At 60.5% G+C, this 16,435-nt stretch carries 16 protein-coding genes; all 16 read right to left on the bottom strand.

The genetic code is table 11. The features are described 5' to 3' along the window. Window positions 1-3: 3 nt before the first annotated feature. Window positions 4-507, bottom strand: coding sequence for an aromatic-ring-hydroxylating dioxygenase subunit beta (locus PDMSB3_RS23670; RefSeq protein WP_007176434.1), 504 nt, complete (start codon window positions 505-507; stop codon window positions 4-6). Continuing rightward, on the bottom strand, window positions 500-1,774 hold the full coding sequence (locus PDMSB3_RS23665) for an aromatic ring-hydroxylating dioxygenase subunit alpha (RefSeq protein WP_007176433.1): 1,275 nt from the start codon (window positions 1,772-1,774) through the stop codon (window positions 500-502). Before PDMSB3_RS23665 ends, PDMSB3_RS23670 begins: the two co-directional genes overlap by 8 nt. Window positions 1,775-1,847: 73 nt before the next feature. Continuing rightward, the gene (locus PDMSB3_RS23660; RefSeq protein ID WP_165187934.1) at window positions 1,848-2,843 is read right to left on the bottom strand and encodes an ABC transporter substrate-binding protein; all 996 of its coding nucleotides are present in this window, start codon (window positions 2,841-2,843) and stop codon (window positions 1,848-1,850) included. A gap of 141 nt (window positions 2,844-2,984) precedes the next feature. Continuing rightward, on the bottom strand, window positions 2,985-3,713 hold the full coding sequence (locus PDMSB3_RS23655) for a GntR family transcriptional regulator (RefSeq protein ID WP_165187932.1): 729 nt from the start codon (window positions 3,711-3,713) through the stop codon (window positions 2,985-2,987). A 144-nt stretch (window positions 3,714-3,857) separates the two neighbouring features. Then, window positions 3,858-4,445 (bottom strand): UbiX family flavin prenyltransferase, encoded by a 588-nt coding sequence (locus PDMSB3_RS23650; RefSeq protein ID WP_007176430.1) that lies wholly within the window; start codon window positions 4,443-4,445, stop codon window positions 3,858-3,860. Between the two features lie 52 nt (window positions 4,446-4,497). Beyond that, entirely contained in the window at window positions 4,498-5,502 is a 1,005-nt protein-coding gene (locus tag PDMSB3_RS23645; protein ID WP_007176429.1) for an ABC transporter substrate-binding protein, read from the bottom strand. Between the two features lie 71 nt (window positions 5,503-5,573). Continuing rightward, the gene (locus tag PDMSB3_RS23640) at window positions 5,574-7,169 is read right to left on the bottom strand and encodes a UbiD family decarboxylase (RefSeq protein ID WP_165187930.1); all 1,596 of its coding nucleotides are present in this window, start codon (window positions 7,167-7,169) and stop codon (window positions 5,574-5,576) included. Window positions 7,170-7,207: 38 nt separating this feature from the next. Further along, window positions 7,208-8,743 carry a class I adenylate-forming enzyme family protein gene (locus PDMSB3_RS23635; protein ID WP_007176427.1) on the bottom strand — a complete coding sequence of 512 codons (1,536 nt, stop codon included), beginning with the start codon at window positions 8,741-8,743 and terminating at the stop codon, window positions 7,208-7,210. Next, window positions 8,730-9,632, bottom strand: a complete 903-nt coding sequence (locus PDMSB3_RS23630) for a VOC family protein (RefSeq protein ID WP_165187928.1) — start codon at window positions 9,630-9,632, stop codon at window positions 8,730-8,732. The genes PDMSB3_RS23635 and PDMSB3_RS23630 overlap by 14 nt, the downstream gene beginning before the upstream one ends. Then, the gene (locus PDMSB3_RS23625; protein ID WP_007176425.1) at window positions 9,629-10,063 is read right to left on the bottom strand and encodes a PaaI family thioesterase; all 435 of its coding nucleotides are present in this window, start codon (window positions 10,061-10,063) and stop codon (window positions 9,629-9,631) included. The genes PDMSB3_RS23630 and PDMSB3_RS23625 overlap by 4 nt, the downstream gene beginning before the upstream one ends. A gap of 16 nt (window positions 10,064-10,079) precedes the next feature. Beyond that, on the bottom strand, window positions 10,080-11,093 hold the full coding sequence (locus PDMSB3_RS23620; RefSeq protein ID WP_007176424.1) for a zinc-binding dehydrogenase: 1,014 nt from the start codon (window positions 11,091-11,093) through the stop codon (window positions 10,080-10,082). A 98-nt stretch (window positions 11,094-11,191) separates the two neighbouring features. Beyond that, a complete protein-coding gene (locus PDMSB3_RS23615; protein ID WP_007176423.1) occupies window positions 11,192-12,001 on the bottom strand; it encodes an ABC transporter permease in 810 nt (269 codons plus the stop codon). Between the two features lie 10 nt (window positions 12,002-12,011). Continuing rightward, window positions 12,012-12,791, bottom strand: coding sequence for an ABC transporter ATP-binding protein (locus PDMSB3_RS23610; protein ID WP_007176422.1), 780 nt, complete (start codon window positions 12,789-12,791; stop codon window positions 12,012-12,014). Continuing rightward, window positions 12,788-13,531 (bottom strand): GntR family transcriptional regulator, encoded by a 744-nt coding sequence (locus PDMSB3_RS23605; protein ID WP_007176421.1) that lies wholly within the window; start codon window positions 13,529-13,531, stop codon window positions 12,788-12,790. The genes PDMSB3_RS23610 and PDMSB3_RS23605 overlap by 4 nt, the downstream gene beginning before the upstream one ends. 191 nt (window positions 13,532-13,722) lie before the next feature. Continuing rightward, window positions 13,723-14,772, bottom strand: coding sequence for a porin (locus PDMSB3_RS23600; RefSeq protein ID WP_007176420.1), 1,050 nt, complete (start codon window positions 14,770-14,772; stop codon window positions 13,723-13,725). A 529-nt stretch (window positions 14,773-15,301) separates the two neighbouring features. Next, window positions 15,302-16,426 carry an ABC transporter permease gene (locus tag PDMSB3_RS23595; RefSeq protein ID WP_035517070.1) on the bottom strand — a complete coding sequence of 375 codons (1,125 nt, stop codon included), beginning with the start codon at window positions 16,424-16,426 and terminating at the stop codon, window positions 15,302-15,304. Window positions 16,427-16,435 lie beyond the last annotated feature (9 nt).

The raw sequence follows: 16,435 nt of genomic DNA, 5'->3' as shown, positions 1-16,435 counted from the left end.
TCCTTACAGAGGCAGCGCAACGAGTGTGTCGTAGCGGCACGAATCCGTGACGACGGTGCGCTCGCGCAGCAGCGCGCGGCCGCCCTCGACAACGATCTGATCGATATAACGTCCGACGCTGAACACAACCATGCCACCTTCATAGCCGGTTCGCACGACCATGTAGCTGGTTTCGCAACCGATCAGCCCGTCTTCGACGCTGACGATTTCGGTCGGTCCAAGTACATGGCGGTAGACATGCGGCTCGAACACATTAACCGACTGGATCGAACTGACGCGATCCAGCAGCATGCCGCGCGTGTTGCAGAACCAGATACCGAAATCGCGACCGGCTTCGAAATCGGTGCGCGTGAGAATGCGGTAAGTGCAATCTTCGGTGAAGAACTCCGGCCAGCGGTCGAAGTCGCCATTGTCGATCGAACTGCAATAGTGGGCCATCAGGCGCGCGATACTCGCGCCCGTCTGGGTGCTGACCTCCAGGTCAGGGTAGCGCGTCGTGCTAGACATCCATCAGTTCTCTATAGAATTTCCAGAAGCCGCGTACCGAGGTTTCGGTCGCGCGGGTCGCCATCGGGCCGGTGCCCTTGCCGCCCATCTCGATCACCGCGGCGTCGTCAAGATCGCCGCGAATACCCTTTTCGACGAACGCGCCTATCGTGCCGTCTTCCATCGAAACAAAACCCGCGGGCCCGACGAGATTGCTCTGCTTGCGCCGGATGAGCGTTTGCTCCGGCGTGTCTTCCTCGAAGCCGAGCACGGTCCAGATCAGTTCGCATCGATCCACGCCGAGCGGCACCACCTGCCGCACGCCGATGGAATTCATGATCTGATGCAGCACGAAGCCCGGAAAAATGCTCTGGATCGCATTGGTGATCTGATCGGGATACTCCATCCATTGATCGATCAGCGAAGGATCCTTCAGGCCGAAATCGTCGCGCATCGCACGAATCACACCGGAGTCGTATGCCTGATCGCCAACGTCGGTATAGCGCTTCGTAAAGGTGATGTGATGCCGGCTATCCTCATCCTGCAACGTACCGCCTTCCGCCGACAACCGGTTGATCTTGAAGGTCGAGAAAAACGCATGCAGCAGGCTCGGGTGGTAGTTGTCGCGGCTATTCTCGACGTAGAGTTTCCAGTTGTTGTGCATCACCTGACTATAGCGGCCAAGTATCTTTACCTGCCCATATAGTGTGCGCTCGATGTGCTGCACCATTGTCGGTCCGAGATAGTCCTTCAGTGCAGGGGCTTCTTCGGAAAACGACCCGAACACGAGGCCGCGGATGGTCTCCACGCGCAGCTTCGTCAGACGGAACTTCGATTTGTCGAAATCCTCGGGCATGCCGCCTTTGCCCTGCACGCCCTTCTCGAATGCGACGCTCGTCAGTTCGCCGTCGAAGTTGTAAACCCAGTTGTGATAAGGGCAAACGAAGTTCGGACGCTTGCGGTGCCCCTGCGCTTCGTAGCAAAGCACCGAGCCCTTATGCACACACTTGTTCACGAGCGCACCAATGGTGCCGTCCTGTTGGCGCACGACAATGACCGACGTATGACCGACCTTGGTCGTGATGTAGTCACCCGCGTTTGGAATCTCGATGTCGAGGCAGAGGAAACTCCATGTGGGCCCGCGAAACACGGCATCCTGTTCGCGCTCGTAGGTTGCCGCATCGGAGAACACACGTAGCGGCACGCGCGTAATGCCCTCTTCCGGCCAGCGGATCCGGCTAGCCGGAAATCCAATGGTCGCGACCGTACCGTCGCACTTTCCCGTCATATTGCTGCTCCGTTGATGAAGGCCCGTACTCCAGAGCAGCCCTTGTGGCCCCGGACCCATTCCTGATATCCGCTCATTTGGCTGCTTCCGAGTCGAGATAAGGCTTCTGATAGAAAAGATCCGCAGGAAGCTCGCCCTTCAGCGTGCCGGCGGCCTTGAAAACTTCGAAGGTGCGTTTCAGTGTGTCGATGTCGCCCGATTTGAACGAGACCGTATTCATGGTCGTCCAGTGATCGCCGTAAAAACGCGCGCCCTGGTCACTCATGTTGCCGGCCTTCTTGAGTATCGCCACGACCGCGTCGGGATTGGCCGCGCCGAAGGCCAGCGCCTCGCGCATCGCCGCGAGCACTTTCGCCGCATCCGCCGGGTTGTCCTTGAGCCACTCGCTGCGCATCACAGCGACACCGATATAGGGCGGTGTGCTCGCTTTCGTCATCTGTTTCCATTGATCGGACAAAGTCGTGATGACGCGGACTTTCTGCGCACTGTCCGGCACTTGCGCCACCGTGGTGGGGCGCATGACTGCGGCATCCACGTTTTTCTGAACGAGGAACTGCGCAAGACGCGGCTCGTCGCCCGCAACCAGGCGATAGTCGGCAAGCTTGAGCCCGTAATTGCCGTCGAGCACGGCGGTGCCGACGCCGGTGGTCGCACTGCCGATTGGCGACATGCCGACTTTCTTGCCGCGCAGTTCAGCCGCGGAATGGATCGGCGAATCCGCGAGCACGACGATCTCCGCATCGACAATCTGCGTAGCGGCCACCATCCTGACCGGCACACCCTGCTGGCTCAGGCTGAATGCTCCCGCGAGGCTCGTGCCGAATGCCAGATCGATCGCATTCGAAGCCAGCGCGGTAGTTGGTCCGTTCACGTCCGGAAAATGGAGGAACTGCACCTGCAGACCCTGTTTCTCAAAGAACTTCTGCGCTTCGAGCACGGCACCGAAACCGAGACTGGTGCCGCTGGTCCAGTAGCCCACGCGCAGCGGCGCCGCATACGCACTGGTAAGGCACGCGCCGGCTATTACGAGTGCGCATGCTGCCTTTAGAACGGAACGAAATGATTTCATGGTGCTTTGCCTGAAGTAGCGACGCAGCCGGTCTCTCCAGCGTCGTCTTTGAAGGATTACTAAATGTCCTTATCAAAACATAAAGCACGGTTCAACCATTCATCGAGAGATTCCGCCTGAAGCAAAGGCGGAATCTCCGTATTACTTGCCGATCGCTACTAGCGGCGCGTGCTCGAAGTCCTGCTTCATGCTGCGCAGCACGCGCTCCATCGTCATGTCGCGAAACTTCTCGATGTGCCGGCGCGTAATGCGCGCGCCCGACTTGCCGTCGCCTGCCGACAGCACCTCGACCAGCTGGCGGTGATCGTCGGCGATTTCCGGGCTGTCGTCTTCGTCACTAAAACCGAGCGCCACCAGCCGCGCCATTTCGTCGAACAGCACCGAGATGCTGCGCACCAGACGTTCGTTGCCCGACGCCATTGCGATCACCAGATGAAACTCACGGTTCGCATCAAGGAAAAAACCGATCCGGTTGCCGTGATTCTTCGACGCCGTATTGCCGCGCGCGGAGCGGTCGATCCGCATCAGCGCCTTCGCGTCCACCTTGCCGGCCGCGAGCCGCGCGGCCTCGGGTTCGAGAATGAGCCGCAGCGCGAACACCTCTTCGACATCCTTCAGCGTGACCGGCACGACGACGTAGCCGTGTCGCGGCACCGAACGCACCAGCCCTTCGTGCGTGAGACGCGCAAGCGCCAGCCGGCACGTCGACTTGCCGACACCGTATTGCTCCATCAGCGCAGCCTCGGTCAGCATGCTGCCCGGTTTCAGCGAGCAGGACAGTATTGCCTGCCGCATGGCCAGATAAGTCGACTCGCCCAGCAACTTGCCCTCGGCCGCGGCCTTGCCTCCAGAAATTACTTTTCCTTCCATATCGCCCCCGTACGCACTATCCAGGAATGGCTGCGTATTATGCTTACGTCATTTTGTAGGCACCTCACCAACCTCAAGTCATTCTAGGAGATGCATATAGGGAAGTAAACTGAACACAAAAAAAGCACCCTGTCGCACCGTCTATCAGGCAGCAGTGCCGCTCCAGCGGCGTACGGTTCGTGATTCGATATCGAACAGGTCAAGCACGCGCCCGAGCGTATGATCGACCATCTGCTCGAGCGTTTCCGGCAGCGCGTAGAACGCCGGCACTGGCGGATAGACGATCGCACCGGCGTCCGTGACGGCTGCGAGACTGCGGATATGACCCGCATGCAACGGCGTTTCGCGCACCATCAGCACGAGACGGCGGCGTTCTTTGAGCATCACGTCTGCCGCTCGCGAAAGCAGCGAACTAGTGCAGCCGGTGGCCACTTCCGACAGCGTCTTGATCGAGCACGGCGCAACGATCATGCCGTCTACGCGAAACGAGCCGCTCGAAATCGCCGCGCCGATATCGGTATTCGGATAGTTGACGTCCGCGAGTGCTTGCAGATCGGCGAGCCGCATCTGCAACTCCTGCGCAAGCGTCACCTGTGCGGAACGGCTGACCACAAGGTGTGACTCCACGTCCAGATCGCGTAACAGACGAAGCAAACGCACACCGTAGATCGCGCCCGAAGCGCCGCTGATACCGACCACGATGCGTCGCCGTGCTGCGGATTGGGATCTCATGCAACATCTCCTTTCTCCGCCGGATGCGGCCATTGCCCGCGTAAACGCGTCCTCATGGCTTTTGACCCGCTATGATCTTCTTTGCCGTTTCGTACGGCCCGGTGACGAATACGTCGGGCGGAAGCGTGCCTTTGATCGAGCCGCTCGCCGCGAAGATCTGCTGCTCGCGCTTGAGCGTGTCGATATCGACTGGCTCGAAGGAGATGCTGTTCAGCTCGGCCCAATGCGCGGCATAGATCTGCGCGTCGCTTGCGGGCAGATTGGCGACTTTCTGCAGGATCGCCGCGACCTGATCCGGATGCGCGTTGCCCCAGGCGATTGCATTGTGAATCGCCACAATCAGCTTCGCGACCGATTGCGGATCGCGCTGGATCAACTCCGTGCGTGCCGCAGCCACGCCCAGATAAGGCATCGCATCGGACTTCGTCAGCTTGTGCCATTCTTCCACCAGCGTGCCGAGACGTCGCGTCTTCACTTCCGTCAATTGCGCGACCGTGACGGAGCGCAGCGCCGCGGCGTCGACCTGGTGCTGCACGAGAAACTGCGCGAGGCGCGCCTCATTGCCCGGCACCAGCGAATAATCGCCGGCGTTAAAGCCGTAATTCGCTTTCAGCACCGCGGCCGTCATCAACGCGACCGAGCTTCCCGACGGCGACATGCCAATCTTCTTGCCGCGCAGCTGCGCGATCGACTGGATCTGCGAGTCGGCGGGCGTGACAAATGTGACATCGGCCGGCGCCGTTGCACCGAAGATCTTGATCGGCACGCCGGTCGCCGCGATGCTGAATGCGCTCGCGCCCGCCACGCTGAAGCTCACGTCGATCACATTGGCAGCGAGTCCGCTCGCCGGTGCATTAACCTCGGCGAAGTGCACGAAACGTGCGTCGTCTATGCCGGCTTTCTTCAGGAAGTCGCCGGTTTCCAACACGGCGCCGAGGCCGAGGCTCACGCCACTCGTCCAGTAGCCGATGCGCAGCGGCGCGGCCTGCGCGGACAGCGCGAGCAGGAACATCACGGCGGCAAACAGCGCACGCCTTGCAAGCAGGTAGGGTTGCATCAGGTCAGCTCATCAATGGGGTGGATGGAGCGCTGCCGGCCCGCGCAGCGCACTGAACGGCATCGCGGCAATCAGCGCCGCGTCGGCGGCACGGCGTCGAAGCGCGAACCGCGCACGCACAGCTTGCCTTCCGCGGTTTTCCACAACTGCTTGCGTTCATGCAGTTCGCCGAGCGCGCGGGCCAGCGTGCGGAAGTCGTATTTCGACAGCCGTTCGGCGAGTTCGGTGTAGTAAAGCGGCGTGTCGCCGATGAGCGTGAGCGCTTCCGCTGCAGCCTCCTCCACCTGTTCCGGCTCCGACACATGCACCGTATCCGCCTTCCCGCCAACGTAGTCCGCAATCTTCGCCGTATCTGCGTACGCATACGAAATGCGCTCGTAGCGCTCGTGCGGAATGCCTTCCGAGATCGTTGCGTCCACACCGACCTTGGCGCCCGTCGGCACCATGCCAGGCGGCATCACCGGCAGGCTCGGGTCGAGCGGCTTGGCGCGCGCGCCGGGAATCACGATCAGATCGCGGTCACCCTGCACGCGCGTCGCGATCGCCCATTCCACCTGTTCGCCGTTGAACACGTCGATGTCGTCATCGACAACCACCACGTGCTTCAGATCCATCACCGACAGCGCCGCCAGCAGCGCGTTCTTGCCTTCGCCCGCCTGCTTCCTGATCGAAATGACCGCATGCCAGAATGCGCGGCCGCCCAACGTCACGTTGATGTCCTTCACCTGCACGCCGGCCGTGCGCAGCGCGCTGCGGATCGCCTGATAGCGCGTCGGTGCCGCGAGCCACGTGTTTTCCCACGGCATATGCAGCGAGTAGTACATCGCATCGCGCCGATGCATGATCGCCTTGATGCGCACGTCCGGATTCCAGTGCAGCCCGCCCATCAATGCGGTGAATTCGCCGAAACGGCCTTCCGGCTGCGTCCAGCCCGTCGGCAGGATTTCCGCTTCGATCACGATCTCCGAGTCGGCGATATAAGGCAGATCGACAGTCTCGCAAGGCGCCAGTTCGACCGGCACGCCACGAATGCCGCCCGCGATCGCCATTTCATCCACGCCAATCGGTGCGCGATAGCCGGCGCCCATGATTTCCATCGGATGGTTGCCGATCGAAATGGAGATCGGGCACGGACGTCCCTGTTCGTAGGCACGCTGCGCGAACATGCGCATATTGTTCGGCGTTACGATGTCGATGCCGCTCAGTGCCTTTTCCTTAACCATGAAGCGGTAAATGCCGCTGTTCAGGCCGTACTCCGGATCGCGAGAAATCACGATGCCCGCGGTAATCATCGGGCCACCGTCGAAAATCGAAGACATCGGAATAGGCAGGCGGAACAGATCGACATCGTCGCCTTTGTAGATCACTTCTTTCGTGGCCGACGTGGCAACGTATTTAGGAGGAATCGGGTTCTGAATGCCATGCGCCAGCATCTTCTCGATTTCGGAGTAGCTGTCGCAACCCATTGCCATCATCGCGCGCTCCTGCGTGCGGATAATGCCCGACAGCAGCGGCATGTCGTAGCCGATCACGTTATGAAACAGCAGCGCCTTGTCGCTCTGGTCGACAAGCGTGCCCACGTGGCGGATATCGACGGGCTGCCGGATATCCACCAGTTGCTGTGCCGCGCGCAGCCGTTCCAGGAACTCGCGAAAGTTCTCGTTCATACTGAACTCCATGATGTTGAATGTCGTGTCGGTTTCACTTACGCGGCCTCGCTATCCTGCAACGACGCAAGCGCTATGGCTTTCAATGCGGCGCGATCGATCTTGTTCGTGGACGCGAGCGGCAATGCGTCGACGAACCAAACGCGCCGCGGGTGCTGGTATGCGGGCGCATGCGTCAGCGCATACTGTTTGGCTTCCTCTTCCGTTAGCGACGCACCCGCGCGCCGCACCACAAACGCCACCGGCTTGGTTCCCTTGATATCGTCGGCAACCGGCACCACGCAAGCCTGGACGATATCCGGGTGCGTCTCGAGCATCTGCTCGACTTCACCGGGAAAGATGTTTTCGCCGCCCGACACGAACATGTCGTCCGCACGGCCGACGAACGCATAGAAGCCCTGGTCGTCGCGGTGAAATACGTCGCCGGTTATATAAAAGCCATCTGCTGTCACCGGTAGCGGCAGGTCCGGCCGGTTGTGGTAACCGAGCATGACGGCAGGGCTTTTGACGGCCAGCACGCCGGTTGCCACACCTGTCGGCGGTGCGTCGAGCAACTTGACGCTGACTTCGGGATGCGGATATCCGACCGACAGCAACGGCGGTTCGATCCCCTGCGGGTGTGGCCCGAACACGATCGGCCCACCTTCAGTCGTGCCGTAGACATTAGTGAGCTTCGCATTCGGCAGTACCTCGCCGATCTGCGCAAGCAGACTTTCGCTGACGGGCGCCGAACCCATCCGGATGAAACGCACCGATGAAAGATCCGTTCGCGCGAGCAACTCCTTTTCGCGCAGCATCATCGCAATCATCGGCGGCACTGAGGTGAGCCACGTGACCCGATAGCGCTCGATCGCCGTGATGTACATGCGCGCGGTGAATTGCGGAAGCAGTACGACCGTACCGTGCCCGTACAACGACATCAGCACGAGCGTCAGCGCGTTCATGTGATACATCGGCGCGGCCACCAGAAAGCGATGCGCCGCCGGTGGCTGCGCACGCGCTCGCGTACGCGCCACCCACAGATGGCTGCCGTGCGACAGCATCACGCCCTTCGGCTTGCCGGTCGAGCCGGACGTATAGAGAAACATTGCCGGCATGTCGGGCGTGGGGACGAAAGTCTCGAACGGGCCAGGTTCGACGAACGAAGCGAAACTTTCCTCGCCCGTCGAATCGAATACGACTGTCGGCAGATCGTCCGGGCAATCGGCAAGTCGCGCGGCGTCGCAAAACATCAGACGTGCACCGCTATCGCGAATCACAAAAGTGGAGAGCGCGGGTGGAAACCTGAAGTTGACGGGCACAGCGACCATTCCCGCGCGCATGATGCCGAGCAGCGCCGCGACATATTCGGCGCGATTCGCCGCAAGAATGGCAACGCGCTCGCCGACTTTCAGACCGCGCCGCACCAGTGCACGCGCGACGCCGTCAGCCAGCGCGTCGAGTTCCCCGTAGGTCATGCGCGTATCGTGCCATGCGCAACCCGTTTCATCTGGTTCCCCAAGCGCGATCACTGCAAGCTTGCACGGATCGCCGTCGGCGTCGATCAGATCGCCGAGATTCTCAGGCGTGGGCATGTTCAACTGCTCCGATAAATTCAATGACAGTATTGAGTTCGCCTAACAGCACGACAACGGACGACACGCCGCTCTGCGCATGGGCCGGCGCCATCAGCCGCACGACGCTCTCGTCGACGTGGGACGCGAGCGCGTCCAGACGTGCGCGCATCGCCGCAAGGTCGCTTACCTCGACGACGACCGCGCCAAAATAGCTGTCGCGTCCTGCTGCGTTACATACGAGGTCGCCATAGCGCGCGCGATATGCCGCGCCATCGATAAAGTCCAGATCGAAATCACGCAACGCAATGCGCGAGCGGTGGGAGGACGGCGATGTGAGATCCGACTCGCCGGCAATCAGCGCATAGCGGCGCGCTTCGAGTTGCGGGTCGTCGCTCACGATCACACATTCCTTCAGGCGTTGCGCGCCGTTCGGATGCTTCGTCCATTCGGCACGGAAGACCCATTCCGGCGTGAGGTGCTCGCAGAAATAGACGCGCCCGGCGGACAGTTCTTCGGCCGCGAGCCGGGTTGTCCGGAAACGGGCGATCTGCTCGACGCCTCCAATGTCCACGGGCCGCGTGAACGACTGCGGTTCACTGGCACGCACGCCGGCATCGATCAATCGCGCATAGGTTTCCTGCGCGTCGTCCGTCTTGAACACGAGACCGTCTATACCCAGACGGCTTTCGAGAATCTCGCGCCGCAACGTGGTGGCGCCGGGCGGTAGGCCGACCAGTTCGAGATAATGTCCATCGAACATCATCAGGTGATTGACCGAGCCAAGCGAGTGATAGCCGCGCGGGGTAGACGCGAAGCCGAGCGCTTCGAAACACGACGCCGCGGCGTCGGTTTCGAACATCGCGTTCACGACCACATGGTCAAGCGTCGATGTCGCCGTGTTCATCATGCCTTCGGCGCGGGTGCGGGCGCGGTCGAATAGACGCCCCGGCCGCTTGCGAGCAGCGCGCCGGACTGGTCGTAAATATGCGCCTCCGCAACCGAAATCGCGCTACCGAACTTCACCACCTTACCGCGCGCGATGAGATCGCCGGGCATCGCCGCGCGGTGATAGTCGACGCGCAGATCGATCGTCGGTACGCCGCGGCCCGTTTTCGACACCAGCGCCCAGTCGGCCGTGAGGTCGATCAGCGCGGCAAGAATGCCGCCGTGCGTGTACCGGCGTTCGGGGTTCACGACCCACTCTTCGCGCCACGTCGCGGCGATTTCGATCGAGTCCTCGCCGACTTCGAGCACGCGCAGACCGAGCCACTGGTGGTAAGGACCACGCGTAAGCATTGCCTGAACCTGCTCCGCGGTAAGTTGCTGGTTATCAGCCATTCGAGTCTCCGTACTTTTATGGGGTAACGACGATCTTGCCGAGCACTTCCCGATCGCGAATCATGCGCAGGCCTTCGGCTGCCTGTTCGAGCGGCAACACCTTGTCGATCTGCACGGCAATCTTCTTCGTACGAATCAATTCCATCAGCGCCGCGAGGTTGTCGTCGTAAAAACTGTTCGAACCGATCACGCGAATCTCGAAGCTCCAGATGTAGCGCAGGTCTTCCTTCGGATCGTGGCCCGCGGTCGCGCCGCAGACGAGCAGGCTACCGCCGCGTTTGATGCATTTGAGCGACGGCACCCACGTATCGCCGCCGGTGAAATTGATTACGACGTCCGCGCCGCCTTCATAGCTGCGGCGTTGCGGCTTGCCGTACTTCTCGATGACCCACTTCGAGAAATCGGTGTCGCGATAGTTGATGACGTGATCCGCGCCCATCGCCTTGAGCCGTTCAGCCTTGTCCGCACTGCCGGCGGCCGCGATCACTTCGGCGCCGAGCATTTTGGCAAGCGTCACGCAACCGGTCCCGACGCCGCCGCTCGCACCCAGAATGACTACACGATCGCCCGGCTTGATGGTGTTGTGCGTAACGAGCATCCGGTGCGCCGTACCGTAGGCGACCGGCAGCGACGCCGCTTCTTCGAACGTCACGCCTTCGGGCATTGCGATCAACTGGTCTGCGCTGACGAGGCAGTATTGCGCCATGCCGCCGTCGAGCATTTCGCCCATCAGACCTTTCTTCTTGTTGAGCGGATTGACGAGCACGCGCGCGCCGACCGACCAGTTTTCGACGTTGTCGCCAACCTCCGTGATCTCCCCCGCCATATCCAGACCGATGACCACAGGCAGCGGCACCTTGATGCCCGGCATGCCCTTCACCGTGAAGACATCGTGATAATTGAAGGAGGACGCGCGCACACGGATGACCACATGACCCGGCACCGCCTTCGGCATCGGCATCTCGCCGACATGGAGTTTGTCGACGTCACCGTGTTCAGAGAGAATCAAAGCCTTCATCGTACTGCTCATATGTACTCCTATTTATAGAATGCAAACGCATTACTTCTTCGTAAATGTTCGACTACTTCAGCTCGCGGCGCGGCAGCGGTGCGCCGCGAGCCCATTCTCTATGCTCGCTTCTTCCAGCGAAACAGGTGGTTTTCAAGCGGCTTGAGAATGCCGTACTCGAGCACCACCATCAGCACGACCATAGTGAGTGTCCATGCGAAAACCTGATCGGTCTGAACAAGATCCGCCGCCTGACGCAGCCGGTAGCCGACGCCGTTCGAAGACCCGATCGTCTCCGCGACCAGCGACACCCGCCAGCCGAAACCGAACGCAAGGCGCGCACCGGAGAAGAAATACGGCAGCACGGTGGGCAGATAAATCTTGGTCATCACCTTGCTGCGCGACATCTGAAAGCTGCGGGCAAGCTCCACGTATTCGGCGTTGACGCTTTGTGCGCCCTGCCATACGTTCGTGAGAATCAGCGGCATCGCTTCCATGAACACGACGAAGATGGTCGTACCGTTCGAGATGCCGAACCAGATCAACGCGAAGATGGCCCAGATCGCGGCGGATACCGTGTTGACCACCGACAGCACCGGTTCGCAGAAACTGCCGAGGCGCCGGTTCGCGCCAAGCAGGATGCCGAGCGGCGTGCCCACTAGCGCGGCCAGAAGGAAACCCGCGACGACGCGGTACAGCGTAATGCCAAGATCTTCGGCAAAGGTGCCGGTGGCGATCAGGTCAAGCAGCGCGTTCCACGTTTTTCCCGGACCAGGCAGAATGAAGGCAGGCACGCGTTGCGCCGCCAGCCACCACACGATCAGGAAGATGGCGAGCAGCGAAAGACGTTGACCGGCGACTTTCGCAAAGCGCGTCAGTCGCCCAAACCGTGCGGGAAAAACAGAACTGGCGGTCGAAACAGAAGACATCGCAACGTCCTTAAATGAGGGCGCGCACGCGGCGCACCGTTTCCGCGACTTCGGCGGCGAGCGGGTCGCGCGGTCGCGGCAGGTCGATCATCAGCGCATCGCGCACGCGTCCCGGCCGTGGACGCAGGACAACCACCTTATCCGCGAGCACGATGGCTTCTTCCACGTCGTGTGTGACGAATACGACGGTCATCTTCAACTGCTCGCGGATTCGCAGCAGTTCCGCGTGCATCTGCGAGCGCATCTGCGGATCGAGCTTGGAAAACGGTTCGTCCATCAACAGGATGTACGGCTTCACGACCAGGCTGCGCGCAAGCGCCACCCGGCTGCGCATGCCACCCGAGAGTTCGTGCGGGTAGGCGTGCTCGAATCCTTCGAGGCCGGTCATCTTCAGCGCGGCCAGCGCGCGTTCGCGCCGCCGTTCGGCGTTGAGCGAACCCGCTTCGAGACCGAATTCCGTGTTCGCCACGATCGTGCGCCAGGGCAGCAGGCGGTCCTCCTGGAACATGTAGCTGACCACGCGGGTATCGTGCGTCGGCTCGCCGGCCACTCCGTCGATCCGTACGTCGCCCTGATCCGCCTGTGCCAATCCTGCGATGATGTTGAGCAACGTGCTCTTGCCGCATCCGGACGCGCCGACGATCGCCAGCACCGAACCCGAAGGCGCGGTCAGACTGATGTCTTCGAGCACAGCCAGCTTGCCGTAGTGCTTCGAAACGTGCTCCACTTCCACCGCGTTGCGTACCGTGGTTGCCTTCTCGAACATGGCTTGAGTAGTCACAGCGTTCATCGTGCGCCTCGCAGCGGAACGATCGGTGCGCCCGCATGCGTGTCGCGCAGGCTCGCCATTACCTTTTCCATCGTCATGTCGCGGAACGTCGCCACATGCCGGTGCGCGATCTGCTCGGCGCGCTTGCCGTCGCCGCTCGCGAGCGCGCTGATCATCGCCGTGTGGTCATGGCGGATCTCCGGCTTGGTGTTCTGCACGCCGAAGCCAAGCGACACGAGTCGCGCCATGTCGTTGAGCAGGCCACCCAGCATGCGAACCAGCCGGCCATTGCCCGAACATTCGGCGATCGCCATGTGGAAAGCCGCATTCGCGTCCATGAAGATGCCGATCCGGCTGCCGATGCCAAGCGACGTATCGTCGTTGCGGCACGCGCGCTCCAGCCGGTTCAACAGATCGATATCCGCCTTGCCCGCAGCGAGGCGCGCCGATAGCGGCTCAAGCTCAAGGCGAAGCGCAAACACTTCTTCGACATCCTTCAACGTAATCGGCGTCACCACGTAACCCTGACGCGGCACGATGCGCACAAAGCCTTCCTGTGCGAGACGCTGCAGCGCCACCCTGCAGGTTGCCTTGCCGATGCCGTAGCGTGCGGTCAGCGCGCTTTCCGTCAGCGTGGCGGCCGGTTCGATTACGCAGGACAGAATGTCCTGACGGATTGCAGAACACGCCCGCTCGCTAAGGAGTTTTGCTTCGTTCGAACAGTCGATCAATTCCACCGTCGGAGCTGCAGGATCTTTCACGACACCTCTCCTTCGTCTCGTAGGCTGCTCACAGGGATCCGTGTGGGCAGGTGATGAGTTAACTTAGAACAGCCATTAAAAAAATGCACGTAAAAAAAGGTGACTTCTGAGCTGTTCAGCGATATGTCACGCCGCTCCCGGGCCTCTCCCGCATGACATATCCGCATGGCGTTCACTGCGCCTTCGTGCCGTCAGAACGAATGCAGTATGCCGAGCTGCGCGCCCGTCACGCCTTCTCCGCGCGTCGGCGTGTTCGGCGTGATGGGCCCGTTGGCGATCAGCGCATAGGTCGCGCCGTGGCGGTTCACGAGCCGTTCAAACGTTCCATAGACCAGCGTCCGCTTGCTGAAACTGTAGAACGCGCCAACGCTTACTTCTCCCGCATTGTTGTCCTGCCCTGAACTATCCTGCGCGTAACCGACGCCGGCCGCGAGCCGTAGCGCCGGTGTGACGTTGTAGGTCGTCGATAGCGAATAGACGCTGTGATATTTGCCTTGGACATTGGTTGAAATATTCGAGCCGAGGTTGTTGCCGCGGTAATAGCCGAAATAACCCGTCAAGCTGCCGAACTGATAACTACCGCCGGCGAACGTCGTCTTCGTAATGTTTTTCCCGTTCGCGCCATTCTGTTCCGCGTGGCTGACGCCGAGGTATAGCGGGCCGCGCTGATAATCGATCGAGCCCACGTAGGCGTTCAAAGCGTCGTGCGGCGACGTCTGACCGCCCAGGCTCGCACCCGCGGAGAACGTGAATCCCGCGATGTTCGGCGACCAGTACGTGATCATGTTGTCGTAACGGAACGAGAACGTCGACGCGTTGTGAAGAAACGAGCCGTACGTACCGCCGGAGAACGCGTCGAACTTGCTATGCATCAGCAGCAGCACCGAGTTCTGGCGTCCGAAACGGAATTCGCCATACGGCGTACCGAGACCGACCCACGCACTGCGGCTGAAAGCGAGCGTGGAATCCGTCGCCGCGCCGGAGTTCGTGAGAATTCCGTTCTCGAGATCGAAGGTCGCACGCAAGCCGCCGCCGAGATCTTCACTTCCTCTGATCCCCACGCGGCTTGCCGACAGACCGCCGCTCTGCATCGCGGTCTGCGCGCCCTTGCCCCCTGCGTTCGTATAACCGAGGTACGTATCGAGAATGCCGTACAGCGTGACCTCGGCCCGGGCCGGCGTCACTGTCACGGTGCCAAGTGCAACGAGTGCTGCAGAACATGCCAAAGCCATCTTGCGCATTTCAGATTCCCGTTTCGGTAAATGGTTAATGTCGGATTACTAAGCATCTCAGCGTGAGCCGCTTTGTCGATTTATTTCCTGGACGAGGCGCGCAAGAAACGCATCCTGGTGAGATGCTCACAATCAACCAGTAAGCGCTCGACGATTGACTTTAGAACGACAAAAAAGAGAAGCACAACAAATATTTCTGGACATCTCAAGCGTGAGATGCTTACGCACGGGCCGCGCGTTGCCGGTCTGGGCTCGTTATTTTTTCAGCGCGGTGTCGCGGAGAGAGGCTTGCTGACGGAAATTTGGCGGCATGGGAAGACCGCCGCGCGGAGTTGGTACCGGGCGATCTATTCCGTGAATATTGCCTAAGAGCGCGGGATGCGCGATTTGGAAAGGGCAATCATTGGGCCGCGCGGCGCGACGGTGCCGTATCGGATTCGGCTCCTCGACACGCAGTTATGTACCGGTTGCAGCAACGCCTGAAGCGCGCCGTCCCGGAGCCGACAACAATCCGCTACTACGCTCAGACGCCGCGCGGCTATCCTCTGAAAATATCGAACGGCTCGATCTTTAGCACCTTGCGTACGCCGATGTAACTGGAGATTCCCGCAATCAGCACGACCATGCCGAACGCCAGAGCAAGATTCCAGAAGGTCGTAATTGCCGCGTAGTTGGGCAGCAGGCTTTTGGCAATCGAAATCACCAGCGTCACGAGACCGATCCCGAGTCCATAACCCGTGAGTGCAGTAAAGGTCGCCATGAAAAGGATCATGTAGACCAGCTCGCGCCCCTTTGCACCGATAGCCTTGAGCGCACCGAATTTATCCAGGTTTTCGAGGATGAATGTGTAGAACGTCTGGCCCGAAATAGATAGCCCAACTATGAAGCTGATAATGGTCATCAACAGGATGTTGGTTCCAATACCCGTTTTGTAGGTGTAGTAGTCGGCGATCCGCTCGTTGAATTCATTCTTGGTCAAGGCCAGATACCCTAAATTTTCGACCTGCCGTTTGATACCGGCAATGGCTGCGTCATTCTTCGCCTGCACCAGGATATAGGAAATAGTGAATCTCGTTCCCGGAATGTACTGGATCGCCCGGTTGTAGGTCGTATAGAGCGTCGGCACACCGTTCAGCCCATTTGCGGCAACCCTGGCCGTGCCGACAATGACGCCGCGATGGTCGTTGATTTCGAACGTCGTGCCGATCTTCGGATTTTCCAGCTTCGAAAATTCAGAGTCGTCGACCACCAGGAAGGCGTCGTCGGCATAGATATCGAGAATGTTTCCCTGCTCCATTTGTGGACGGCCAAACAGGCTCGCGTCGTCCAGCCCGACTACGTTGACCGATTGATAAGTGCCGTCCGCCAGCTTCACCTGTGCGCCACCAATGAACAACGGCACGGCGTAGCTAACGCCGTCCATACTGATCACCGCGTCCAGCAGGTAGTCCGGCAGCGGAAAGGACGTGGTCGGCGTATTGACGGCCGGGTCCATGATCCACATTGTCGCGCCGATATTGGTGACAGTCGAATAGGCGCGGTTCAGGATCCCGGCGAACATTGCCGTCATCTGCGCCATCAGAAACACGGCAAAGGTAATGCCGATCAGCAACGCGGAGAACTTCGCCTTGTCGTTGACCAGCAGCTTGAATCCGATGCGCATGATGCCGCT

The sequence above is a fragment of the Paraburkholderia dioscoreae genome, assembly GCF_902459535.1.
GTDB lineage: Bacteria > Pseudomonadota > Gammaproteobacteria > Burkholderiales > Burkholderiaceae > Paraburkholderia > Paraburkholderia dioscoreae.
Note: the sequence above shows the minus strand (reverse complement) of the source record. Positions and strands in the feature narration are given on the sequence as shown.

Coding starts and splice junctions, on each gene's coding strand:
- PDMSB3_RS23670 (WP_007176434.1), bottom strand. CDS start 507: ATGTCTAGCACGACGCGCTACCCTGACCTGGAGGTCAGCACCCAGACG.
- PDMSB3_RS23665 (WP_007176433.1), bottom strand. CDS start 1,774: ATGACGGGAAAGTGCGACGGTACGGTCGCGACCATTGGATTTCCGGCT.
- PDMSB3_RS23660 (WP_165187934.1), bottom strand. CDS start 2,843: ATGAAATCATTTCGTTCCGTTCTAAAGGCAGCATGCGCACTCGTAATA.
- PDMSB3_RS23655 (WP_165187932.1), bottom strand. CDS start 3,713: ATGGAAGGAAAAGTAATTTCTGGAGGCAAGGCCGCGGCCGAGGGCAAG.
- PDMSB3_RS23650 (WP_007176430.1), bottom strand. CDS start 4,445: ATGAGATCCCAATCCGCAGCACGGCGACGCATCGTGGTCGGTATCAGC.
- PDMSB3_RS23645 (WP_007176429.1), bottom strand. CDS start 5,502: ATGCAACCCTACCTGCTTGCAAGGCGTGCGCTGTTTGCCGCCGTGATG.
- PDMSB3_RS23640 (WP_165187930.1), bottom strand. CDS start 7,169: ATGAACGAGAACTTTCGCGAGTTCCTGGAACGGCTGCGCGCGGCACAG.
- PDMSB3_RS23635 (WP_007176427.1), bottom strand. CDS start 8,743: ATGCCCACGCCTGAGAATCTCGGCGATCTGATCGACGCCGACGGCGAT.
- PDMSB3_RS23630 (WP_165187928.1), bottom strand. CDS start 9,632: ATGATGAACACGGCGACATCGACGCTTGACCATGTGGTCGTGAACGCG.
- PDMSB3_RS23625 (WP_007176425.1), bottom strand. CDS start 10,063: ATGGCTGATAACCAGCAACTTACCGCGGAGCAGGTTCAGGCAATGCTT.
- PDMSB3_RS23620 (WP_007176424.1), bottom strand. CDS start 11,093: ATGAGCAGTACGATGAAGGCTTTGATTCTCTCTGAACACGGTGACGTC.
- PDMSB3_RS23615 (WP_007176423.1), bottom strand. CDS start 12,001: ATGTCTTCTGTTTCGACCGCCAGTTCTGTTTTTCCCGCACGGTTTGGG.
- PDMSB3_RS23610 (WP_007176422.1), bottom strand. CDS start 12,791: ATGAACGCTGTGACTACTCAAGCCATGTTCGAGAAGGCAACCACGGTA.
- PDMSB3_RS23600 (WP_007176420.1), bottom strand. CDS start 14,772: ATGCGCAAGATGGCTTTGGCATGTTCTGCAGCACTCGTTGCACTTGGC.
- PDMSB3_RS23595 (WP_035517070.1), bottom strand. CDS start 16,426: ATGCGCATCGGATTCAAGCTGCTGGTCAACGACAAGGCGAAGTTCTCC.